The sequence below is a fragment of the Acidimicrobiia bacterium genome, assembly GCA_040880805.1.
GTDB lineage: Bacteria > Actinomycetota > Acidimicrobiia > IMCC26256 > DASPTH01 > DASPTH01.
The window spans coordinates 17,181-38,905 of record JBBDHW010000015.1 but is presented as its reverse complement, the minus strand read 5'-3'; the positions used below and the strand labels follow the sequence as shown (position 1 = coordinate 38,905).

General features: G+C 67.4%; 26 protein-coding genes. 18 read left to right on the top strand and 8 right to left on the bottom strand.

All coding sequences use genetic code 11. The annotated features are described in order from the left end of the window. Positions 1-66: 66 nt before the first annotated feature. Genes WD271_02960 through WD271_02945 form a run of 4 tightly spaced genes read left to right on the top strand, consistent with a single transcriptional unit; the run spans position 67 to position 3,622 of the window. Positions 67-1,374 (top strand): LLM class flavin-dependent oxidoreductase, encoded by a 1,308-nt coding sequence (locus tag WD271_02960; protein MEX1006785.1) that lies wholly within the window; start codon positions 67-69, stop codon positions 1,372-1,374. Between the two features lie 29 nt (positions 1,375-1,403). Beyond that, entirely contained in the window at positions 1,404-2,480 is a 1,077-nt protein-coding gene (gene prfA, locus WD271_02955; protein MEX1006784.1) for a peptide chain release factor 1, read from the top strand. Beyond that, complete coding sequence (prmC, locus tag WD271_02950) at positions 2,453-3,391, top strand: peptide chain release factor N(5)-glutamine methyltransferase (protein MEX1006783.1); 939 nt, start codon at positions 2,453-2,455, stop codon at positions 3,389-3,391. Before prfA ends, prmC begins: the two co-directional genes overlap by 28 nt. A gap of 9 nt (positions 3,392-3,400) precedes the next feature. Further along, on the top strand, positions 3,401-3,622 hold the full coding sequence (locus WD271_02945) for a hypothetical protein (protein ID MEX1006782.1): 222 nt from the start codon (positions 3,401-3,403) through the stop codon (positions 3,620-3,622). A 53-nt stretch (positions 3,623-3,675) separates the two neighbouring features. Here WD271_02945 and WD271_02940 read toward each other — a convergent pair whose 3' ends face one another. Genes WD271_02940 through WD271_02930 form a run of 3 tightly spaced genes read right to left on the bottom strand, consistent with a single transcriptional unit; the run spans position 3,676 to position 5,841 of the window. Beyond that, positions 3,676-3,960 carry a nuclear transport factor 2 family protein gene (locus WD271_02940; GenBank protein MEX1006781.1) on the bottom strand — a complete coding sequence of 95 codons (285 nt, stop codon included), beginning with the start codon at positions 3,958-3,960 and terminating at the stop codon, positions 3,676-3,678. A 28-nt stretch (positions 3,961-3,988) separates the two neighbouring features. Next, entirely contained in the window at positions 3,989-5,503 is a 1,515-nt protein-coding gene (locus WD271_02935; GenBank protein ID MEX1006780.1) for a PD-(D/E)XK nuclease family protein, read from the bottom strand. Between the two features lie 50 nt (positions 5,504-5,553). After that, positions 5,554-5,841 (bottom strand): hypothetical protein, encoded by a 288-nt coding sequence (locus WD271_02930; GenBank protein ID MEX1006779.1) that lies wholly within the window; start codon positions 5,839-5,841, stop codon positions 5,554-5,556. Here WD271_02930 and rpiB point away from each other — a divergent pair. Then, positions 5,761-6,201, top strand: a complete 441-nt coding sequence (gene rpiB, locus WD271_02925) for a ribose 5-phosphate isomerase B (protein ID MEX1006778.1) — start codon at positions 5,761-5,763, stop codon at positions 6,199-6,201. The genes WD271_02930 and rpiB overlap by 81 nt on opposite strands. A gap of 68 nt (positions 6,202-6,269) precedes the next feature. On the opposite strand, the gene WD271_02920 is transcribed toward rpiB, so the two are convergent. Next, on the bottom strand, positions 6,270-6,995 hold the full coding sequence (locus tag WD271_02920) for a methyltransferase domain-containing protein (protein ID MEX1006777.1): 726 nt from the start codon (positions 6,993-6,995) through the stop codon (positions 6,270-6,272). 68 nt (positions 6,996-7,063) lie between these two features. On the opposite strand from WD271_02920, the gene WD271_02915 reads away from it, so the two are divergent. The 12 genes from WD271_02915 (at position 7,064) to WD271_02860 (ending at position 16,745) form a co-directional block, all read left to right on the top strand. Continuing rightward, positions 7,064-8,254, top strand: a complete 1,191-nt coding sequence (locus WD271_02915; protein MEX1006776.1) for an MraY family glycosyltransferase — start codon at positions 7,064-7,066, stop codon at positions 8,252-8,254. A gap of 138 nt (positions 8,255-8,392) precedes the next feature. Beyond that, on the top strand, positions 8,393-8,662 hold the full coding sequence (locus WD271_02910) for an AtpZ/AtpI family protein (protein ID MEX1006775.1): 270 nt from the start codon (positions 8,393-8,395) through the stop codon (positions 8,660-8,662). Then, complete coding sequence (locus WD271_02905; protein MEX1006774.1) at positions 8,641-9,075, top strand: ATP synthase subunit I; 435 nt, start codon at positions 8,641-8,643, stop codon at positions 9,073-9,075. Before WD271_02910 ends, WD271_02905 begins: the two co-directional genes overlap by 22 nt. 13 nt (positions 9,076-9,088) lie before the next feature. Next, positions 9,089-9,862, top strand: a complete 774-nt coding sequence (atpB, locus tag WD271_02900) for a F0F1 ATP synthase subunit A (GenBank protein MEX1006773.1) — start codon at positions 9,089-9,091, stop codon at positions 9,860-9,862. An 11-nt stretch (positions 9,863-9,873) separates the two neighbouring features. Then, positions 9,874-10,137: an ATP synthase F0 subunit C gene (atpE, locus tag WD271_02895; GenBank protein ID MEX1006772.1), complete on the top strand. Its 264-nt coding sequence runs from the start codon at positions 9,874-9,876 to the stop codon at positions 10,135-10,137. Positions 10,138-10,146: 9 nt separating this feature from the next. Next, positions 10,147-10,689, top strand: a complete 543-nt coding sequence (gene atpF / locus WD271_02890) for a F0F1 ATP synthase subunit B (GenBank protein MEX1006771.1) — start codon at positions 10,147-10,149, stop codon at positions 10,687-10,689. Between the two features lie 2 nt (positions 10,690-10,691). Then, positions 10,692-11,222: an ATP synthase F1 subunit delta gene (gene atpH / locus WD271_02885; GenBank protein MEX1006770.1), complete on the top strand. Its 531-nt coding sequence runs from the start codon at positions 10,692-10,694 to the stop codon at positions 11,220-11,222. A 47-nt stretch (positions 11,223-11,269) separates the two neighbouring features. Further along, complete coding sequence (atpA, locus tag WD271_02880; GenBank protein MEX1006769.1) at positions 11,270-12,820, top strand: F0F1 ATP synthase subunit alpha; 1,551 nt, start codon at positions 11,270-11,272, stop codon at positions 12,818-12,820. Between the two features lie 142 nt (positions 12,821-12,962). Further along, on the top strand, positions 12,963-13,940 hold the full coding sequence (locus tag WD271_02875) for a F0F1 ATP synthase subunit gamma (GenBank protein ID MEX1006768.1): 978 nt from the start codon (positions 12,963-12,965) through the stop codon (positions 13,938-13,940). A gap of 26 nt (positions 13,941-13,966) precedes the next feature. Continuing rightward, entirely contained in the window at positions 13,967-15,415 is a 1,449-nt protein-coding gene (gene atpD, locus WD271_02870) for a F0F1 ATP synthase subunit beta (GenBank protein MEX1006767.1), read from the top strand. After that, positions 15,416-15,814, top strand: coding sequence for an ATP synthase F1 subunit epsilon (atpC, locus tag WD271_02865; protein ID MEX1006766.1), 399 nt, complete (start codon positions 15,416-15,418; stop codon positions 15,812-15,814). A 25-nt stretch (positions 15,815-15,839) separates the two neighbouring features. Then, entirely contained in the window at positions 15,840-16,745 is a 906-nt protein-coding gene (locus WD271_02860; GenBank protein MEX1006765.1) for a hypothetical protein, read from the top strand. 6 nt (positions 16,746-16,751) lie between these two features. Here WD271_02860 and glpX read toward each other — a convergent pair whose 3' ends face one another. After that, positions 16,752-17,705: a class II fructose-bisphosphatase gene (glpX, locus tag WD271_02855; GenBank protein MEX1006764.1), complete on the bottom strand. Its 954-nt coding sequence runs from the start codon at positions 17,703-17,705 to the stop codon at positions 16,752-16,754. Positions 17,706-17,820: 115 nt separating this feature from the next. Between glpX and WD271_02850 the strand changes: the two genes are divergently transcribed. Beyond that, positions 17,821-18,441, top strand: a complete 621-nt coding sequence (locus WD271_02850; protein ID MEX1006763.1) for a class I SAM-dependent methyltransferase — start codon at positions 17,821-17,823, stop codon at positions 18,439-18,441. Between the two features lie 63 nt (positions 18,442-18,504). On the opposite strand, the gene WD271_02845 is transcribed toward WD271_02850, so the two are convergent. The 3 genes from WD271_02845 to WD271_02835 are packed head-to-tail and all read right to left on the bottom strand — an operon-like array spanning position 18,505 to position 21,610. Next, positions 18,505-19,611, bottom strand: coding sequence for a prenyltransferase (locus WD271_02845; protein MEX1006762.1), 1,107 nt, complete (start codon positions 19,609-19,611; stop codon positions 18,505-18,507). Next, positions 19,608-20,327 (bottom strand): class I SAM-dependent methyltransferase, encoded by a 720-nt coding sequence (locus tag WD271_02840; protein MEX1006761.1) that lies wholly within the window; start codon positions 20,325-20,327, stop codon positions 19,608-19,610. The genes WD271_02845 and WD271_02840 overlap by 4 nt, the downstream gene beginning before the upstream one ends. Then, positions 20,327-21,610: a glycosyltransferase family 4 protein gene (locus WD271_02835; protein ID MEX1006760.1), complete on the bottom strand. Its 1,284-nt coding sequence runs from the start codon at positions 21,608-21,610 to the stop codon at positions 20,327-20,329. The genes WD271_02840 and WD271_02835 overlap by 1 nt, the downstream gene beginning before the upstream one ends. Between the last annotated feature and the right edge of the window lie 115 nt (positions 21,611-21,725).

The following is a 21,725-nucleotide window of genomic DNA, read 5'->3' as shown; positions in this document are numbered from 1 at the left end:
CCCCCCCCCCCCCCCCCGGGGGCCCGAGCGGCCCGGCGCCGCAGGCGCCGAGAGCGGGGAGCAAGGATGAAAATCGGGATCTTCTACGAGCACCAGCTGCCGCGGCCGTGGAGTGACGACTCCGAGGTCACGCTGATCCAGAACGCGCTCGAGCAGTGCGAGCTCGCGGATGCGCTCGGAATCGATTACCTGTGGGAGGTGGAGCACCACTTCCTCGAGGAGTACAGCCACTCGAGCGCGCCCGAGGTGTTCCTCGCCGCGGTGTCGCAGCGCACCGAGAACATCCGCCTCGGTCACGGCATCGTGCAGACACCACCGCCGTTCAACCACCCCGCTCGTGTCGCCGAGCGCATCGCGATGCTCGACCTCGTATCGGGCGGTCGCGCCGACTTCGGCTCTGGCGAGTCGTCGTCGGAGGCGGAGCTCGGTGGCTTCCAGATCGACCCGCTCGAGAAGCGCGCGATGTGGGAGGAGGGTCTGCGCGTCGCGATCCGCTGTCTCACCGAGACGCCGTTCACCGGTCACGTCGGTGACTACGTGACGATGCCGCCGCGCAATGTCGTACCCAAGCCCGTGCAGAAGCCGCATCCGCCCGTGTGGGTAGCAGCCAGCCGTCGCGAAACGATCCACCTCGCCGCGCAGAAGGGCATCGGTGCGCTCGCGTTCGCGTTCATCAACCCCGAAGAGGCCCAGCACTGGATCACCGACTACTACGACACGCTGGCGTCGGAGTGCATCCCCATCGGCGACATGGTGAACCCCAACGTGGCATGTGTCAGCACGTTCATGTGCCACGAGGACGAGGACGAAGCGATGCGCCGCGGCCTCGAAGGTGCGAACTTCTTCGGGTATTCGCTCGCGCACTACTACGTGTTCGGCCATCATCGTCCCGGCGATACCGACGTGTGGGCGGAGTACCAGCACACGCGCGCACAGCGCGGGTACTCACCGGAAGCGGTGGAGGCCGCGTCCAGCGCGGGCGACCGTCTCGGCGCGCAGATCGTGCAGCAGGAGGGCTTCTTCGGGCTCCGCGGCGCCGTCGGCACCCCCGATCAGATCCACGATTACCTGAAGCGCTACGAGGAGGCGGGCGTCGACCAGGTGATCTTCTGCAGCCAGTCGGGCAAGAACCTCCACGAGGACATCATGGAGAGCCTCGAGCTGTTCGGGCGAGACGTGCTCCCCGAGTTCAAAGATCGTGACGAGCGCCTCCAGAAGGAGAAGGCGCGCCGTTTGGAGCCGGTCATCGAGGCCGCGATGGCGCGCAAGCCGGCGTCGGATCACCCGCCGCTCGCGGATGCCGACTACGAGTTTCCTGCGATGCCCCGTTCCCCGAGCGATCGAGCCGCACAGGACGCGTTCCCGGTCGGCTGACGACGCCCACTCCCCCTACCCTGAGCTCCATGTTCGATCGGCTCGCGGAGCTCGAGGCCGAGCTGGAGAAGCTCGAATCGCAGTTGTCGGAGATCTACTCCTCCGGCGACCAGCGGGCCGCGCGCGACGCCGGTCGTCGGAACGCCGAGCTCCGACCGATCGTCGAGGCGTACCGCGCGTACCGCGACGCCGAAGCCGACCTCGCCGACGCGCGCGAATTGCTCGCGGGCGAGGAGGACCCCGAGATGCGTGAGTACCTCTCCGCTGAGATCGACGCGAAGGACGCGCAGCTCACCGAGCTCGATGCGCGCATCCGAGAGCTGCTCGTGTCGCGTGATCCCAACGACGGGAAGAACGTGATCGTGGAGATCCGTGGCGGCGAGGGTGGCGAGGAGGGCAACCTCTGGGCCGCCGACCTGTTCCACATGTACGAGCGGTACGCCGACACGCACGGATGGAAGGTCGAGGTGCTCAACCGCCAGCCCTCCGACATGGGCGGCTTCCGGGAGATCACCTTCGTCGTGAAGGGTGAAGACGCGTGGTCGCACCTCAAGCACGAGGCCGGACCCCACCGGGTACAGCGCGTCCCCGTCACCGAGAGCCAGGGCCGCGTGCACACGAGCGCGGCCACGGTGGCCGTGCTCCCCGAGGCTGAGGAGATCGACGTCGATATCGGCCCCAACGACCTCAAGACCGAGGTGTACCGGTCGAGCGGGCCGGGCGGTCAATCGGTGAACACGACCGATTCCGCAGTGAGGATCACGCACAAGCCCACCGGCCTCGTCGTCACGTGCCAGGACGAGAAGAGTCAGCTCCAGAACAAGGACAAGGCGATGCGCATCCTCCGGAGCCGGCTGCTCCAGGCCGAGCGCGAACGCCAGGAAGAGGAGCTGTCGTCGGCGCGGCGCGACCAGGTGAAGAGCGGCGGCCGGTCCGACAAGATCCGCACCTACAACTTCAAGGAGAATCGTGTGACCGACCACCGCATCGGGCTCACGCTCCATTCGCTCGACCAGGTGCTCGCCGGCCAGCTCGACGCGATCACCGACGCGCTCGCGGCCGATGAACGACAGGCACAATTCGCCGGTACGGGAGGCACAGACTGAGCGCCCCCACATGGCGCGATCTCCGCGAGCAGGCCGAGCGCCGGCTCCGCGACGTCGGCGTCGAGAAACCAGACGTCGAGGCGCGGTGGGTGATGGAACGGGCGTCGGGCTACGAGGGCGTCGAGTTGGTGATGGCGGAGCACGAGCCCGCGTCCCCCCTCGGCGCCCGGCATCTCGGCGACATGCTCGAACGGCGCGCGGCGGGCGAGCCGTTGCAGTACGTGCTCGGGATCTGGCAATTCCTCGGCTTCGATCTCTTCGTCGATTCCCGCGTGCTCGTGCCGCGTCCGGAGACGGAAGTCGTCGCGCAGACCGCGATCGAGGAAGCGGTGCGACTCGGTTTGCGCCGCGGGCGCCCCAACGCGTGGGCCGGCGCGACCGCGACATATTCCGTTGCCGACCTCGGAACCGGCTCGGGTGCGCTCGCGCTTGCGCTCGTGTCGGAGCTTCCCGATGCCGAAGTGTGGGCAACCGACATCAGCGACGATGCTCTGGCGGTCGCACGCGCGAACTTTGCCGGCGCGGGATCGTTGGCCGCGCGCGTGCGCTCGGTACAGGGCTCGTGGTTCGACGCGCTGCCCCACCACCTCAAAGGCGAGCTGCGCCTGGTCGTCTCGAACCCTCCGTACGTCGCCGCGGCCGAGGTGGAAGACCTCCCGCGCGAGATCGCCGACTGGGAGCCGCGCCTCGCGCTGGTGAGCGGCCCGACCGGTGTGGAAGCGATCGAACAGATCGTCGACGACGCTCGCGAGTGGCTCGAGCGCGAAAGCGGTGTACTGGTGTGTGAGCTCGCGCCCCATCAGGCCGAGGCGATGGCCGCGCACGCGAGCGCGGCGGGTTACACCGAGGTGTCGATCCGCAAGGACCACACCGACCGCGATCGGGTGCTCGTCGCCCGCCTGGTTGGGTAGCGTCCTCATATGGATGACGAGCTCGATGTCGAAGCGATGCTTGCCCGGTTCCGCGAGCGCGCGGCGGCGGTGCGCGCCCGTCCGCTCCCGCCGGTCGCCGGCCCCGAGCGGCAGAAGTTCGTCGAGCAGGCGCAGCTCGACTTCCAGGATTTCGCGATCGTGGGCGACGCCACCTGGGACTTCACCGATGGCGTCCTCACTCTCCGCGTCGATCTGGGCGCTTCGGACTGACGACGTTCTGTGCGTCAGCTCGACGCAGCCTGTCGCGGGTCGGCTGCGCGAACTCACGCCGGAGAGCGCGTCTGGTGAACACCTCGACGCGGCTGATCCGCCCGTCGTCGGTCATGGCGCTCAGCGCCGTCGGCGTAGGAGACACGAGCAACCTGCATCTCGTAGCCCGCAAGGCGCGGCATGAGATCCGAGAGGAATGCCAGGTAGTCGGCCTTCGACGAGTAGGCATCGCCGTACGGGCCGACCCGCGTGAAGTCGTCCGCGAGGCACGCCTCGAGCGCGGACCAGTCGTGCCCCACCAGGCTGCGCAGGAACCGCTCGATTACGCCGTGGGTCATGTGCAGAAGCCTCGGCAGCGCCCACGCGCTACGCGTCGGCGTCGGCGTCGTCCGGCTCGACAACCGGCCAGACCGGCTCACTCCGCGCCGCAGAGTCCGGGCAGATCGATCGGTACCGGCATCGGCCGCAGATCTCCCGCTCCGCGATTCCCTGGTACGCGACCTCGGCTCGCATCGCCGCCACGGTCGAGCGCAACTCGTCTTCGATCTGCGCGAGGTCGTCGGCATCGGGCTCGAACGGTTCTGGATCGTCGGCGATCTCGACCGCGAGATGCTCGAACGCGATCCGCAGACGCGCGCCCAGCCGCTCCGCGAGCGGTGCGAGTACCCAGGCCTGCACGCGCGCTTGACGGTCCTCACGGACGCGGTCGCTCCAGACTTGACCGGTCTTGTAGTCGCGCGCGTCGAGGACACCGTCGTGCAGCCAGATCGCGTCGAACCGTGCTGTGGCCATGAAGAGTGGCAGCGGCGTTCGGTGGAAGCGCGCGTGGGTCACTTCGTGACCGAATGATTGCGCGCCATCGGGGCAGCGGCGGGTGTGCCGGACGACTTCCTCGCCGAAACGTGGATCGTCGTCGAGACCATGCGCCGCGAGGACGTCGGCGACGTGGGCATCGTCGCGGCAGTCTCCCTGCTCGTGCACGAACCGCAGGATGTCGTGCACCTTCTGGCCGTGGAACGTGCCTTGGTCGAGGTCGCTCGCGGGAATCTGTAATGCGTATCGATTCCGCCACTCGCGCCTACACCGGTGCCACGCGTCGAGCGAAGTCGGTGTCACCGCGATGATTCCGGGGAGCAGGTCTCCACGGCGTGCCGAGAAGTGCGCGCCGGTGGGGTGCTCGGGACAGGCAGCGACGAAGATGCACCCTGCGCAGTCCTGGCCGCTTCGTGCTTCGGGAACCGCAATCCGCTCGCGCACAATCGCGACACGGTCGTCGAGCCAACCTCGGAGATCGTCGAGCTCGGCCGGCACGTCCACCACTCGTTCGATCGCCGTCCCCCAGACGAGGTCGGCCCAGACGACGCGCAGCGGCTCGTCCCTTGCCCACTGCGCGAGTCGGAGCACCGCGGCCTTTACCGCGTCGAGCTCGAGGGGGTCCGCGTTCGGCGCGCGGCCGTTCCAGAGGTCGAACTGCCGAAGCTCTTTGGTGCCGTCCTCGCCGACGACCGCGAGATCGATCCAACCGCCGAGCCGTAGCCCGAGGCGTCGCGAAACCGTCGGGTCGTCGAGTCCATGGTCGAAATATTCCGCCCGGCGCGCGCCGAAGAGTTGTACGTACGAGAAGGCTGCCCGCTCGAGGACGATGCGCTCCTCGGGCTCGAGGTCGGCGCCGATGCCCTCGAAGTGCGAGGCGTTCGGCGCGCGGAGCTCCGCGTGCGCTTGGCGCGCCGCAGCGAGGAACGCGTCACGCATGCGCGACCGGTTCACCGGATCGCTCGAACGTTCGCCGCCCTCTACCGATCGTGCGAGCCGGCGCGCACACATGGAGTCGGCGCGGCGCAGGAGGTAGGGCGTGACCTTAGGCAGCGCAACCGACTCCACGCGCGGAGGCTACGGCGCGCGCCGGCGCAGCGCGGGTTCTCGGCAGGCCCTTATCGGCGGGTTGCGGCGAAGAGCGCCCCGATCGCCGCGATCGCACCACCGGCGATGCAGACGTAGAGCCCGGGGCCGACCGTGATGTGGGTGAGTGAGGTGATCTGGCCGAGAGCGTCGTTGCCGGCGCTGCTCTTCGTCGTGTCGATCGTGTTGTCGAAATCGATCCGCTCGTAGACTGACCCGGTCGTCGACGCGGGAGCGCCATGCGCATTGCCATCGGCTCCGATCACGCCGGTTTCCTCCTGAAGGAGCACCTCAAGGGAGTGCTGCAGGATGGTGGGCACGAGGTGATCGATCTCGGCACCGATTCCGAGGAGCCGGTCGACTACCCGCCGATCTGCGCCGGCGTCGGCAAGGAAGTGGCGGCGGGCCGTGCCGAGCGCGGGATCGTGCTCGGCGGCAGCGGGCAGGGCGAGCAGATCTCGGCGAACAAGGTGCGAGGCGTACGCGCGGCGCTGTGCAACGACCTGTACACGGCGGAGTACTCGCGACGCCACAACGACGCCAACGTGCTCTCGATCGGAGCACGCATCGTGGCCGAGGGTCTGGCCGACGAGATCCTGCGGGTGTGGCTCGCCACGGATTTCGAAGGCGGCCGTCACCAGCGCCGCATCGACGAGATCACCGAGCTCGAGTCCGAATGACCGACCTGTCTGTCACCCGCGGGTCGACCGGTTCCGATCTCGGACGTCTCGTCTCCGACGTGAACCTGTCAGGGTGCGGGCCCGATTCCGCACACCGCGTACACCTCGCTGTTGAAGACGACTGGCAACCTGACGAACGGGCTGCCGTAGATGTCTCGCACGGTGAAGCCGGCGCTACGCACGAGGGCGACGAGGTCGCGGTGATCGAACCCGGTATGCGGATAGATGAAGGGCAAACCATCGAACTCCCGCACGGGTCGGTCCCCTCGCGGCTGGCCGAGCGTGGCAGCGAGAACAGTCGAGGGCTTCGCGTCGTACTCGCCGTACCGGCGCGTCATCCGAAAGAGCCCTTTTGCGGCCGCCATTGCGAAGATCTCATTGGGTACGCCGATTACGAGCGTTCCGCGTGGATCGAGCAACGCGCCCAGCGTTTCCAACGAGCGGTGCACCTCCGCTCCCGGGAGGTGCTCGAGCAGCTCGCAGCAGAACACGAGGTCGTAGCGTCGCTCCGAGTCCAGCGATCCCGTGACGGTCACGCTCGTCCCTGCCAGCCGTGTCTCTGCCTCGCCCCTGATGGTCGGGGACGGTTCGAAACACTCGATCTGCGCCGACGGTCGTTTCTCCACCACGCGACCGCACAACGCGCCGTCGCCTCCGCCGTAGTCGAGGACGGTGCCGCGCCACGAGTGGGGAAGCGCCGGCAACACCTTGCGAAACGCGTCGTCGAGGCGGCGCCGTTGCAGCCATCGCTTGACGGCATTCCTGTCATCAGTCGTGATGTCGGCGTACGGCACGATGCTCCCCTTGGGCGCCGCGCTGCACGGTATACCTCCGGCCTTCGCGTCTCCCAGGGGATCTGACGGTGGCCGGTTTCTTGATCGCTGGCGGTGTCGCCGCAACCACCACGTTTCTGCTCACCTTCCTCATGCGATGGCTCGCGCCGCGTATTGGTGCGATGGCGATGCCCGGGCCGCGGAGCATGCACGCGGAGCCGATCCCGTACCTCGGCGGCGCTGCCATGTTCATTGGGTTCCTGGCTGCGTTCGCAGTTGCCTCCCGGATCCCTCAGTTCCACGAGATGTTCGTCGACACCTCGGAGGCCCTGGGCCTGCTCCTGGCGGCCGCCGTGATGTTCGTAGTGTTCGTGATCGACGACTTCCGCGACGTGTCGCCACCGGCGAAGATCGCAGGACAGGTGCTGAGCGGGAGCGTGCTCTCGCTCTTCGGCGTCACGATGCTCTACTTCCGCGTGCCGTTCGCCAGCTACGAGTATGTCGTGCTCTCCGCCGACCTCGCGCCGCTCGTCACGGTGGTCACGGTGGTCGTGCTCGCGAACGCGGTGAACCTCATCGACGGGATCGACGGTCTCGCCGCCGGCGTCGTGCTCATCGCGGCGGCGGCGATCTTCCTCTACGCCGACCGTCTGTTCAAAGCCGGACTGCTGGAAGGTTCCAACATCGCACCGTTGGTCGCGGCGGTCACCGTCGGCGTGTGCGCAGGCTTCCTGCCCCACAACTTCAGCCCGGCGCGCATCATCATGGGCGACGCGGGCGCGATGCTGCTCGGGCTCTTCCTCGCGACGATGACGATCACCATCGGCGGACGAACGACCGACCCCTTCAGCGGTCAGACCTACTTCTACTTCGCGCCGCTGCTCATCCCGCTCGTGATCCTCGGCGTTCCGATCGTCGACGCCGCGTTCGCGTTCTTGCGTCGGGTCGTGCGCCGCCAGCCCTTCGCGGAAGCCGATCGCGAGCATCTGCACCATCGCCTGGTGCGCATGGGTCACGGGCCTCGGCGCGCGGTGGCGATCCTGTGGCTCTGGACCGCGCTGTTGTCCGCCGCGGTGCTGCTCCCGACGTTCACCGACCGCGGGAACACACTGGTTGCGCCGGCCGTCGTCGCCCTCGGCCTGCTCCTCTATATCTACTTCCATCCGGGAGTGCGCAGCCGGAGGCACGAGGTCGCGATCGCCGAGCAGGAGCCCTCTGATCCATTGGCCGATTCGGTGGTCGAGCTCGACCGGCACCGCCGGAAGCGGGCTAGCGGCTGAGCCCCCCTGGCAGCTAGAAAACACCCGGCGCCAACCGCCTCGAGTTGCATTTCGGGGACGCATCGGGTAGTTTGCGAAAAGATTCACAAGCGTCTCGGACGCAGTGCCGCGCCCGAGACGAGTGGAGGGGCCCCCGGGGTGGACGCAGCCGACCAGCCGGCCAAAGAGGTGCGAGAGAAGAGAGGCTACGGCGACGGCCTCACCCAGGCTTTGAACCTTGTCGTGGCCCCGGTGCTCTTCGGGCTTCTTGGGGCCTTCATCGACAGTCGTCTCGGAACCGGTCCCGTGTTCCTCCTCGTGCTGGGGTTCTTGGGCCTGCTCGGAGCACTGCTGATGGCCTACTACGAGTACGAAGCGCGGATCGCGCGTCACGACGAAGGAAAGCCGTGGGCACGACGCAAGCAGTAGACGACACCGCATACGAAGGCGAGGTCGCTCGTGATCTCGCGCGCCGCGTCCTGCTCGTCGCGCCGATCGCGATTCTGAGTGCGGGAATCTTCCGAGGGGTGAACGGCGTCGTGAGCGCGGTCATCGGGCTCGTGCTCGTGGCAGTCAACTTCCTGGTCGCGGCGCGCCTGATCACCTGGGCAGCCCGATATTCATCCGGCGCCGTCATGGGCGTGGTGCTCGGCGGGTACATCGTGCGCATTGGGCTGTTGTTCGGCATCGCCCTCGCGCTCGAGCAAGTCTCATGGATCGACGTGCCCGTGCTGCTGCTCACGATCGCCGTCGTGCATATCGCTCTGCTCATGTGGGAGACGCGCCACGTGAGCCTCACACTGGGTGCGCCCGGGTTGAAGCCCGGTCGCGTGACCAAGTAGGAGCCGAAGCCTGGTGACTCTGCTCGGTGCCTTCACGTTCCCACCGATCGACGAGCTCTTCCGTTGGAAGGATCTTGCTTTCGAAGACACGTTCTACGCGATCAACAAGACGTCGCTGCTCGTGTTCATTTCATCGATCGTTATCCTGGCGCTCTTCATCGGCGGCAGCCGTCGGATGAAGTTGCATCCTGCTGGTGTCCAAAACGTGCTCGAGATGACCTATGAGTTCGTCGACGGCGGCATTACGCGCGACGTCGTCGGTCAGGAAGACACGCGCTACACGCCCTTCCTCGGATCGCTCTTCCTCTTCATCTTGTTCCTGAACGTCTGGGAGATCGTCCCGTTCCTTCAGTTCCCGCCCACGGCGCGGTTCGCGATCCCGCTCTATCTGGCGCTGCAGACCTACGTCATCTTCCTGTTCGTCGGCTTCAAGCATCAGGGCTTCAAGTACTTCACGGGACACCTCTTTCCGCCCGGCGTGCCGCTCGTTGCCAAGCCGCTGCTGGCGATCATCGAGTTCGTCTCCGTGTTTCTCGTGCGGCCGTTCTCGCTGGCAGTCCGACTCCTCGCCAACATGATGGCGGGCCACATTCTGCTCACGGCTCTCTCGCTGCTCACCGCCTACGCGATCAACAACGAGGGGATCCTGAAGCTCGTCACCATTGGCCCGTTCCTGCTGAACATCGGCGTGACCGCCTTCGAGATCCTCGTGGCTTTCCTGCAGGCTTACATCTTCACGCTTCTGACCGCGCTGTACATCGGCGATTCCCTACATCCCGAGCACTAGGAGAACAAGAAATGTTTCATCTGCTCCTGCTCGCCGTCCAAGAGGCGGGTGAGCTGAAGGCCGGCCTCCAGTCGATCGGCGCCGGCATCGTCTACGGCGCCGCAGCGATTGGCCCGGGCATCGGCATCGGGCTCGTCGTCGGCAATGCCATCACGGCGATGGCCCGCCAACCCGAGATGCAAGGCACCATCCGCACGACGATGTTCCTCGGTATCGCGTTCACCGAGGCGCTCGCCCTGTTCGGGTTCGTGCTCTTCTTCCTCGCCAAGAGCTAGGGAGGCTCCGTGCTTGCTGCATTGATCCTTGCCGCCGAGAAGACGGTCGAGGTCAAGGCGAAGAACCCGATCCTGCCCGAGGGCAAGGAGATCCTTTGGGGGGGCATCTCGTTTCTCATCGTGTTCTCTCTCCTCGCGTGGAAGGCTTGGCCCGCGATCAAGAAGGCGCTCAAGGATCGGGAGGACCGCATCCGCGGCGACCTCGAACGGGCCGAGGGGGCCCGCGTCGAGGCGGAAACGTCGCTCGATGAGTACCGCCGGCAGCTCGCCGAGGCGCGCAACGAGGCGGGCAAGATCATCGAAGAGGCCCGCCTCGCGGCCGAGCAGGTGCGCCAGGAGCGCATCGCGGCGATCGACGGCGAGATCGCGGAGCACCGTGCGCGCGCGGCGGAAGACATCCGTCTCGCCACCGAGCGTGCGATGAGCGATCTGCAAGGCAGGGTCGCCGAGCTCTCGATCGAGTTGGCGGAGAAGGTGGTCGAGCACAACCTCGATCGCGACACCCAGACCCGACTCATCGAGAACTACATCAACCAGGTAGGGAGCAACTGACCGTGCCGCCGAGTTCCCGCGTCGAGGCGTACGCGAACGCCATGCTCGAAGTCGCTCGCGCCGAAGAGCGGCTCGAGGAGGTCGAAGACGAGCTGTTCCGGTTCGCGCGGGCCTTCGAGTCGTCCGACGAGCTCCGCATGGCGCTCAGCGACGCTGGCCTTCCGACCGAACGTCGCGTGGCCGTGGTCCAGGACCTCCTCGGTGCCAAGGCGCTGCGTACGAGCGTCGCGCTCGCGGTGTTCGTCGTCGCCTCCGGTCGGGCCGGCGAGTTGCCGGAGATCGTCGACCGTTTCGTCGAGCTCGCGGCGGCGGAGCATCGACGCGCAGTGGCGGAGGTCCGGAGCGCGATGGCGCTCACGCCGGAGCAGACGGAACGATTGCGCGAGGCCCTGAACCGGGCAACCGGCAAGGACGTGGAGCTGAAGGTTGTGATCGATCCGGCCGTGCTCGGCGGCATCGTCTCGCGAGTGGGTGACGTGGTCATCGACGGTTCGGTCCGCCGTCGCCTGGACCAGCTCAAAGAACAGATCTGATGCCCGAGGGACCCGACGAGGAACACGAGAGAGAAGAAGAGCCAGAGATGCCCGAGCTCACCATCAATCCCGACGAGATCGCAGCCGCGCTGCGCAAGCACGTCGAGTCGTTCACGCCGTCACTCGAGCAGGCGCAAGTCGGCCGGGTGCTCGAGGTCGGTGACGGCATCGCGCGGGTCGCCGGCCTGCCCGATACCTCGGTCAACGAGGTCCTCGAATTCGAAGGCGGCTTCCTCGGTCTCGCGCTGAACCTCGACGAGGAATCGATCGGCGCGGTGGTGCTCGGTGGTGCCAGCCATATCGAACAGGGTGGTGCGGTCAAGGGAACCGGTCGCATCTTGTCGATCCCGGTCGGCGACGGCCTCATCGGACGAGTCGTCAACGGGCTGGGTCAGGCGATCGACGGCAAAGGTCCGATCAATACGCACCAAACGCGCCGCCTCGAGGTGCAGGCGCCCGGCATCGTGGGCCGTGAACCCGTCCACGAACCGCTCCAGACCGGCATCAAGGCAATCGATGCCATGACCCCGATCGGTCGCGGGCAGCGCGAGCTCATCATCGGCGACCGCAAGACCGGCAAGACGACCGTCGCGATCGACACGATCCTCGCCCAGAAGGGCGAGGGCGTGAAGTGCATCTACGTCGCGATCGGCCAGAAGGGGTCGACCGTCGCGCAGACCGTCGCCACCCTCGAAAAATACGGCGCGATGGAGTACACGGTTGTCGTGAACGCGCCTGCGGCCGACGAGGCTGTGTTCAAATACCTGGCGCCCTACGCAGGGTGCGCGATCGGCCAGCACTGGATGGACAACGGCGAAGCCGCGCTCGTGGTGTACGACGACTTGTCGAAGCAGGCCGAGGCGTACCGCCAGTTGTCGTTGCTGCTCCGCCGGCCTCCGGGCCGCGAGGCCTACCCCGGCGACGTGTTCTACCTGCACAGCCGGCTGTTGGAGCGGGCGGCGAAGCTCAACGAGCGGTTGGGCGGTGGATCGCTCACGGCGCTGCCGATCATCGAGACCAAGGCCGGCGACGTGTCCGCCTACATCCCCACCAACGTGATTTCGATCACCGACGGTCAGATCTACCTGCTCGAGAACCTGTTCCGTTCCGGTGTGCGGCCGGCCGTCGACGTTGGTATCTCGGTGTCGCGAGTCGGCGGTAACGCACAGATCCGCGCCATGCGCTCCGTGGCGGGGACGCTCAAGGTCGACCTCGCGCAGTTCCGTGACCTCGAAGCGTTCGCGACGTTTGCATCCGACCTCGACGCGGTGTCGAAGGCGCAGCTCGAACGTGGTTACCGGCTCGTCGAGCTCCTGAAGCAGCCGTTGAACTCGCCGATGCCCGTCGAGCTGCAAGTGATCTCGATCTATGCGGGTACGGCGGGAGTGCTCGACGACATCCCGGTCGAAGAAGTGAAGCGGTTCGAGCGCGAGCTGCACGAGTGGTTCACCACGCGCTACTCCGGCCTCCTCGCCGAGATCCGCGACACCGGACGGATCCCCGAAGACGACGCACTCGCGAACGCGGTGCGCGACTTCCACGAGAGCTTCGTCGCCTCCCTCGAGCCCGAGGCTGAGTCCGCAAGGACTGCGGAGTGACACGGAGCGCCCGGGCGCCCGCGGCACGAGCGAGCGCAGCGAGTCGAGTGCTCGCCAGCGAACGAGCGACCGCGAGCCGGGTATCCCGGCTCGCAGCGAGAGAGCGAATAGTGCAGGCGCCGCAGAGAGCGAGCGCATAGAGATGGCAGGTGGGCGCGAACGCATTCTTCGCCGACGGATCAAGAGCATCCAGTCGACGCAGAAGATCACGCGCGCGCAGGAGCTGATTGCCGCGAGCCGGATCGCACGCGCCCAGGCTCACGTTGCGGCCGCGCAGCCTTACAGCGAATCCATCACGCAGGTGGTGCATGACCTCGCGGCTGGCGGAGGCCCCGGCGACAGCCTGCTCCTCACGCCCCGGCCCGACGTACGCAAGGTGGGGTACATCGTCATCTCGGCTGATCGCGGTTTGTGCGGTGCGTACAACTCGTCGGTGATCCGCGCGGCCGAGCACGCGATCCAGGAGCAGAGCGCACGAGGGGTCGACTACGCGCTCGTCCTCGTCGGACGGAAGGCCGAGGGTTACTTCCGCTACCGCGAGTACCGCATCGATGCCGCGTTCAGTGGGTTCTCCGAGCGGCCGTCGTACGAAGATGCGCGGCACGTGGGCGCGGCGGCGACGCAGATGTTCATCGCCGGCGACATCGACCTGGTGGAGATCGTCTCCACCCATTTCGTGTCGGTGGGAACACAGGTTGTCCAGCAGCAGACGCTGATGCCGCTCGCGCGTGACGAGGTCGTGGCGGATACCGCGCATGGTGTCGACGCGACGGTGCAAGCGGCGTACGAGTTCGAGCCATCGCCGGAAGGGATCCTCGATCTCCTGCTGCCGCGCTACGTCGACGCTCGTGTGTACGCCGCCCTCCTCAACGCCGCCGCTTCCGAGCACGCGGCCCGGCAACGGGCGATGAAATCGGCGACCGACAACGCCCAGGATCTGATCACCAACCTCACTCGCGGGATGAACCGCGCGCGCCAGGACGCGATCACCACCGAGATCATGGAGATCGTGGGCGGTGCCGAAGCCCTGCGGGGCGGGTTGCGACACGAAGATCTCCTGGCCGACACCATCGAAGGCCGCGATTCCGAATTGTTCGGCGCCCGCAAGGCGGACCGCTGAATGACAAATCAAAGAGGAGTTTTCGCATGACTTTGACCGCCGATCCCCCCGGTGCGAAGGACCTGAAAGACGGCCGCGTCGTCGCGATCGCCGGCCCGGTGGTCGACGTCGAGTTCCCTCCCGACGGTCTTCCCGAGATCGACATGGCCGTCGAGATGGACGCCGAGATCGAGGGCGAAAAGATCACGATCACTGCCGAGATCGCGCAGCAGATCGGTGACAGCCGCGTGCGTGCCATCTGCCTCAAGCCCACCGACGGGCTCCGCCGCGGCGCGGCGGTCCGGAACCTCGGCCACGGCATCACCATGCCGGTGGGGAACGGCGTGCTCGGCCACGTGTTCAACGTGATCGGTGAGCCGCTCGACGTTGCCGAGAGCGAGCTCACCGACATCGACGAGCGGTGGGAGATCCACCGCGATGCGCCTCCGTTCGACCAGCTCGAGCCGCACGCGCTGATGTTCGAGACCGGTATCAAGGTGATCGACCTGCTCGAGCCGTACGTGCAGGGCGGCAAGATCGGTTTGTTCGGCGGGGCCGGCGTGGGCAAGACCGTGATCATCCAGGAGATGATCCACCGGGTTGCCACGCAACACGGTGGTGTCTCGGTGTTCGCCGGTGTCGGCGAGCGCACCCGTGAAGGCACCGACACCTGGCTCGAGATGAAGGAGAACGGCGTCATCGAGAAGGCCGCGCTCATCTACGGCCAGATGGACGAGCCCCCCGGCGTGCGTCTCCGGGTCGCGCTCTCCGCGCTCACCATCGCCGAGTACTTCCGCGACGTGAAGAACCAGGATGTGCTGCTCTTCATCGACAACATCTTCCGCTTTGTGCAGGCGGGCTCCGAGGTGTCGACGCTGCTCGGCCGCATGCCCTCCGCGGTGGGCTACCAGCCCACGCTCGCCGACGAGATGGGCGAGCTCCAGGAGCGGATCACGTCGACCAAGGGTCACTCGATCACGTCGTTGCAGGCGGTCTACGTACCGGCCGACGACTACACCGATCCCGCGCCGTTCACCACGTTCACGCACCTCGACGCGACGACCAACCTCGCACGCGAGATCGCCGCGCTCGGCATCTATCCGGCCGTCGACCCACTGGCGTCCACGTCGAACATCCTCGCTCCTGAAGTGGTCGGCGAGCGTCACTACAACTGCGCGCTCCGGGTGACGGAGGTGCTCCAGCGCTACCAGGAGCTCCAGGACATCATCGCCATTCTCGGGCTCGACGAGCTCTCCGAGGAAGACAAGGTGATCGTGGCTCGTGCCCGGAAGATCCAACGGTTCCTGTCTCAGCCGTTCTTCGTCGGCAAGGTGTTCACCGGACTCGACGGCATCTACGTACCGATCGAGGAGACGGTGGAGTCGTTCGAGGCGCTGGTGAACGGTGAGCTCGACGACGCGCCGGAGCAGGCGTTCTTCAACGTGGGCGGCGTCGAGAGCGTGCTGGCCAAGGCCAAGGAACTTCGGGAGAGCTGAGTGCCCGCCGCCTTTCCGGTTCAGCTCGTTTCGCCCGAGGCCATCCTCTTCGAGGGCGAAGCGGAGATGGTGGTGTGCCGCGCCGTATCGGGCGCGATCGCGTTCTTGTACGGACACGTGCCGTACTTGGGCGCGCTTGCCGACGATTCCGTGCGCATCATCTTCCCCGGTTCGGGTGAGCAGGAAGTCGCGGTGCACGGGGGCTTCGTACAGATGACGGGCGATCACCTCGTCGTGCTGTCCGACCTCGCCGAGCTCGAGGACCAGATCGATGTGCCCCGCGCCCAGCGGGCGAAGGCGGACGCCGAGCAAGCGCTCTCGCGCGATCCCGACGACGCCGAGGCGCAAGCGGCACTCCTTCGCGCCGAAACCCGGATCAAAGTCGCGACCGGGAGCTGACCAGAACCGGATCTACTCTGAGCCGATGCGGCGCGTCGTCCTTCTGCTCGTCGCGCTGAGCGTCCTCGGCGTTGAGGCTGTTCCCGCGGCAGCGGCCACCGATCTCGGCCCATACCGCGGGCTCGGCACCTGGGTCGACGTGTTCGACTACGCGGAACGCGCCCAACCGGAAGGAGCGCCGCCGCCGGTTACACCCGAATCGGTCGACGACATGGCCGCGCTCGGCGCGCGCACGCTCTATCTTCAGGTCGTCAACCCCGTGGGCGAGCCGCCGACCGTCCTCTTCGACGCGGAGTTGTTGGGCGAGTTCTTGTCGCGCGCGCATGATGCAGGGCTCGACGTCGTGGCGTGGTACCTGCCTACCGTCGTCGACGTCGACGCCGACTACACGATGCTGCAGAGGATCGCGGCATTCCGCAGCGACGGGCGGGGTTTCGACGGCGTAGCACTGGATCTCGAGGACACGCAGGGCGTGCCCGACGTCGTCCTGCGGAACGATCGCATCGTCGATCTCGCGAAACGGACCCGCACGCTCCTCGGTAAGAACCGCGCGCTCGGCGCCATCGTGTACCCGGCGGTGCAGACCGAGCTGATCAACCCGATTCTCTGGCCGAAGTTCCCGTACCGGCGCTTGGGGCCTTCCGTCGACGTGTGGATGCCGATGGCGTACTTCACGTTCCGCGATGTGGAATCGGGCTATCGCGACCCGCTGCGGTACACCGAGGACAGCGTGACGTTGATGCGCGCGCACCTGCGGAACAACGACGCGCCGGTGCACGTGATCGGCGGGATCGCGGATCTCGCGACGGCTGAGGACTACGTCGCGTTCCTGAAGGCGGCGCGCCGCACGAAGGCCGTCGGGTACTCGATGTACGACTTCCGAACCACGTCGTCCGCGGCCTGGACTTTTCTGAGGCGGGGTCTCAGTTGAATTTGTCTAATCGAATTTGAACGCGGAGTATCGCATCAGCTTCTGCCACTTGTGGGTCGACTCGATCGTGCGGATCGTTCCCGACTTCGAGCGCATCACGAGCGACTGCGTGCGCGCGCCGCTGCCCCAGTAGCGGACGCCGCGAAGGAGATCGCCGTCGGTGATCCCGGTGGCGGCGAAGAACACGTCGTCGCCCGACACCAACTCGTCGGTGGTGAGGACGTGGTCGAGGTCGTAGCCCGCGTCGAGCGCGGCGGCGCGCTCGACGTCGTCGCGGGCGAAGAGCCGCCCGAAGATCGAGCCGCCGAGGCACTTCAGCGCGCACGCCGCGATCACGCCTTCGGGGGTACCGCCGACGCCGAGCAGGATGTCGGAGCCGCTTTCGGGCCAGGCCACGGAGATCGCGCCGGCCACGTCGCCGTCGGGGATCAGCCGGATCCGGGCACCAGCCTCGCGGCATTCACGAATGATGTCTGCGTGACGGGGGCGGTCGAGCACGACTGCGGTGATGTCGTCGACGTCCTCGCCGAGCGCCTTCGCGACGGCTGCCAGGTTCGCCTTCACCGGCGCGTCGAGATCGACGACGTCGGCGGCGGCGGGTCCTACCGCGATCTTGTCCATGTAGACGCACGGTCCGGGGTCGTACATGGTGCCGCGCTCTGACACCGCGATCACCGAGATGGCGTTGTTGCGACCGAGTGAGGTGAGCGTGGTGCCGTCGATCGGATCGACGGCGATGTCGCACGCGGGACCGCCGGCGCCGATCTCCTCGCCGTTGAAGAGCATCGGCGCTTCGTCCTTCTCGCCCTCGCCGATCACGACGACGCCGTCCATCGAAACGGAGTTGAGGACCAGGCGCATCGCGTCGACCGCGGCGCCGTCGGCGGCGTTCTTGTCGCCGCGTCCCATCCAACGTCCGGCGGCGAGTGCCGCCGCCTCGGTGACACGGGCCAGTTCCATCGCGAGGTTGCGGTCGGGGGACTGGGGCGCTGCGTCCAAGGGGACCACCTGCCAGATCGAGGGTGCGCGAGCGTACCCGGCGGCGTTTCCCGGTACACCGTGCGAGAGTGGAGATATGGACGACGTACTCCTGGCAGCAGCGAGAGACGCGGTCGGCTTCATGCCCGACGAGGAGGGCTTGGCGCTCCACGAGGCCGGGCGCGCCGCCGCGCCGCTCGGACCGTTGCTCGAGATCGGCACGTACTGCGGGAAGTCGGCGATCTACCTCGGCGCGGCAGCCCGTGAGCGGGGTTCGGTGCTCTACACCGTCGACCACCACCGCGGGTCGGAGGAGAACCAGGCCGGGTGGGAGCATCACGACGATCGGCTCGTCGACCCCCGCACCGGCCGCATGGACACCTTGCCGTGGTTCCGTCGCACGATGGAGGACGCGAAGCTCGAGGACGTCGTGATCGCGGTGATCGGGAGCTCACCCACGGTCGCCGCCCACTGGGCAACTCCGCTCGGGCTGGTGTTCGTCGACGGCGGCCACGCGTTCGACGTCGCGCTCGCCGACTACGAAGGATGGGCGCGCTTCGTCGTACCCCGTGGGCTGCTCGTCTTCCACGACGTCTTCGAAGATCCGGCCACCGGCGGACAAGCCCCGTTCGAAGTGTGGAAGCACGCGGTTGCATCCGGCGACTTCGAACCCGCGTCGACCACCGGCAGTTTGCGCGTGCTGCAACGCACTCGCTGATCGAACCGGCGTCGTTCGAGGTCGTTATACCGACTCCAGCGACGCAAGTTCGCTATCGGTGGCTCAACCGGTCCGGTCGTGGGCCGAGCGTTCGCGTTCGATCTCGACGCCGGCGGCGAGGAGCTCGTCGGCCGTGAGCCCCTTGGGGAGCCCTTCACCGCGGAACAGGCCCGCCGTCGGGCCGGATCCGGCAAGCGCGTTCGCGGCCAGCACGACGGCGGCCGAGTTCCAGGTGGGTTGTTCCTCCGGGTACAGCTCGCCGCCCGCCTCGTACGCGTCGCCCTCGAAGTGGGATCCGGTCCAGTAGCCGCCGGTCTCGGCGCGCAGGAACTGCACCGACCGGAACAGCGACCGTGCCTGTTCGTCGGCGCCGATCGCGTCGAGCGCCATCACCATCTCGCAGGTCTCGGCGGCCGTGATCCACGGCCGATCCGACACGCAACGGAGCCCGCGGTTCTCGACGGCGAACGTCGACCATCCCGCCGCGACGCGCGCGTTCGCCGGGTAGCCACGCAGCACACCGCCGAGGATCGGGTAGTACCAGTCCATCGCCCAGCGGTGCTTGTCGAGGAACACGTCGGGACGGTGCGCGATCGCGATGGCGAGCGCGCCGAGCGAGAGCTCCCAGTCGGGACGCTCGTGCCCGAGTCGCTCCGCGATCGCGATCGCGCAGCGCAGGCTCAAGTGGATGCTCGACGAGCCCGTGAGGAGCGCACCGTCGTCGGGATCGTCACCGCGCCACGCGATCTCGCCGGTCTCGCGCTGGAAGTCGAGCGCGTAGTCGATCGCGGCCTCGACCATCGGCCACTGGGCATGGAGGTACGGCGTGTCGCCAGTGGTGAGGTAGTGATGCCACGCGCCGGTGGCGACGTAGCAGGTGACGTTCGTGTCGAGTGTCGCGTCTTCGATCTCGTCCCCGAGGTAGTACGCGTGCCAGCTTCCGTCGGCGCGCTGCTTCCCGCTCAGCCACTCGTACGCGGCTCGCGTCTCCTGGACGCGCTCACCGAGGTCGAGCGCCATCAGCGCCTCGACCATGTTCCAGGGATCGGTGTGGCCGCCCGGGGTCCACGGCAGGTTGCCGTCTGCCAACTGCTCCGACGCGATCGCGGCGATGGTTTCGTCGAGCTCGCGTGCGCTGACGATTCCGGGAACGTCGGGAAGGGCGGTCATCCGACGCCGCTCTTCTCGGTATAGACGACGAGGCTCTTACCGATCACTGGGTTCAGCGTGCGGTCGACGGTGTTCAACCACGACGGTTGCCGCTCGATCTGCCACACGAGGAAGTCGTGGTACTTGCGCACGGGCCAGGCGTCGGCGTCATCGACACCGACGGCACACTTCAGCCACCAATAAGGGGAGTGCAGCGCGTGCGCGTGGTGCGCGCCGCGCACTGCCAGGCCCGCTCGCTCGAGCTTCGTCTCGAGGTCGCGCCGGCGGTAGATCCGGATGTGGCCGCCCGGTGTGTCGTGGTAGTTCCGGTCGAGCGCCCAGCAGACGCGCTCGGGCAGGCGCGTGGGCACGGTCACCGCGAGGCGGCCGCCGGGACGGAGGATCCGCACCAGCTCCGAGATCGCGAGCTCGTCGGCCCAGATGTGCTCCAGCACCTCGGAGGCGATGACGCGGTCGAAGGTGGCATCGGGGAACGGCAGGGCGAGCGCGTCGGCGTTCAGCGCGCCACCAGGCGGTGACGAGGGAAGGTCACCGGCGGCGACCATCGCCCCGACGAACTTCCACACCTCGTCGACCACCTGCGCGCTGTAGTCGAGCGCGACGACCGTCGCGCCGCGTCGCATCGCCTCGTAGGTGTGACGGCCACCGCCACACCCGAGGTCGAGCACGCGCTGGCCCGGGCGTACCTGGAGTCGGTCGAAGTCGACGGTGAGCACTAACGGGCCCCAGCTTGCTCCGCGAGCAGCGCGCGGTAATTCTCGACGGTACCGAGCGCGGTCGCGCGCCACGTGAACTTGTCGAGCGCGCGAGCGCGGCCCGCCTCGCCGACACGCGCGCGCAGCTCGGGGTCGACAAGCGCGCGCAGGAGCATGACGGCGAGCGCGTCGGGGTCACCCGGCGGGACGAGCAGTCCGCTCTCGCCGCTCTTGCCGATGACCTCGGGGAGCGCGCCGCCGGTGGTGGCGACGAGCGGCACTCCACACGCCATTGCCTCGACCGCCGGCAGCGAGAAGCCTTCGTACAGCGACGGCACGACGGCTACCTCGGCTTCGGCGTAGAGCTCGACGATCCGCTCCGTAGTGACACCGGATACGAACTTCACCGCGCGCTGCAGTCCGAGTCTGTCGATGAGCGGTGGGATCGCGCTGCGCGACTTGGGCTTGCCGATGATCACGAGTTCGACGTCGCTGCGTTCGGTGCGAACCTTCGCGAGCGCTTCGAGGAGTGGCGCGAGCCCCTTCATCGGGACATCCGAGCTCGTCGTCGTCATCAGCCGTCCGGGCGCGCGCGCGATGTGGGGGAGCGGCCGGAAGATCTTGGGATCGACGCCGACCGGCACGATGTGGAGCCGATCAGCCGACACGTCCATCTGGGCGATGATGTCGCGCTTGCTCGACTCCGACACCGTGACGAGGCGCGGGATCTGGCGCGCGACGCGCATCTGCATGTTGAGGAACCCGTACCACCGGCCGAGCACGAATCGCCGGTACGCGCTCGTGGCGTGCACGAGCTCGAGGTCGCGGTCGACGGTGATCGGGTGGTGCAGTGTGCACAACACCGGCCAGCCGTCTTCGTCCATCATCGTGAGCAGCCCGCTGCCGAGGCACTGGTTGTCGTGCACGAGGTCGAAGTCGGCGCGACGGTTCCGCAGGAGCCGGCGGGCGCGGAGGCTGAACGCGTACGGCTCCGGGAACCCGGCACCGCACATGATCCCGAACTCGCGGAGGTCGATCGTCGACTTGATCTCCCAGGGCCACGGAGGCCAGAACGGGTGCGGCGGCGCGTACAGGTCGAGCCCGGGCACCTCCACGAGCTGGCTGGGGTCTACGAGCTCCGGGTAGGGCTGGCCCGAGAACACCGTGACCTCGTGGCCCAGGTCGGTCAGCTCACGTGCGAGGTACCGCGTGTAGACGCCCTGGCCGCCGCAGTGCGGGTTTCCCCGGTAGACCAACCAGGCGATACGAAGCGGGGCGTCGTCGGACGGCACGGGCGGCGGCACAGGGCGGGAGTCTCGCAGACACCCCCTGACCCGGTCGAACGCGCCTACACGACTCGCTCGTTCGCTGCGAGCCGGGATAGCCGGCTCGCGGGCGCTCACTCGCTGGCGAGCTCAC

Coding starts and splice junctions, on each gene's coding strand:
- atpD (MEX1006767.1), top strand. CDS start 13,967: ATGACTTTGACCGCCGATCCCCCCGGTGCGAAGGACCTGAAAGACGGC.
- atpE (MEX1006772.1), top strand. CDS start 9,874: ATGTTTCATCTGCTCCTGCTCGCCGTCCAAGAGGCGGGTGAGCTGAAG.
- WD271_02940 (MEX1006781.1), bottom strand. CDS start 3,960: ATGACCCACGGCGTAATCGAGCGGTTCCTGCGCAGCCTGGTGGGGCAC.
- glpX (MEX1006764.1), bottom strand. CDS start 17,705: ATGGAACTGGCCCGTGTCACCGAGGCGGCGGCACTCGCCGCCGGACGT.
- WD271_02875 (MEX1006768.1), top strand. CDS start 12,963: ATGGCAGGTGGGCGCGAACGCATTCTTCGCCGACGGATCAAGAGCATC.
- rpiB (MEX1006778.1), top strand. CDS start 5,761: ATGCGCATTGCCATCGGCTCCGATCACGCCGGTTTCCTCCTGAAGGAG.
- WD271_02945 (MEX1006782.1), top strand. CDS start 3,401: ATGGATGACGAGCTCGATGTCGAAGCGATGCTTGCCCGGTTCCGCGAG.
- prfA (MEX1006784.1), top strand. CDS start 1,404: ATGTTCGATCGGCTCGCGGAGCTCGAGGCCGAGCTGGAGAAGCTCGAA.
- atpA (MEX1006769.1), top strand. CDS start 11,270: ATGCCCGAGCTCACCATCAATCCCGACGAGATCGCAGCCGCGCTGCGC.
- WD271_02845 (MEX1006762.1), bottom strand. CDS start 19,611: ATGACCGCCCTTCCCGACGTTCCCGGAATCGTCAGCGCACGCGAGCTC.
- WD271_02850 (MEX1006763.1), top strand. CDS start 17,821: ATGGACGACGTACTCCTGGCAGCAGCGAGAGACGCGGTCGGCTTCATG.
- WD271_02960 (MEX1006785.1), top strand. CDS start 67: ATGAAAATCGGGATCTTCTACGAGCACCAGCTGCCGCGGCCGTGGAGT.
- WD271_02860 (MEX1006765.1), top strand. CDS start 15,840: ATGCGGCGCGTCGTCCTTCTGCTCGTCGCGCTGAGCGTCCTCGGCGTT.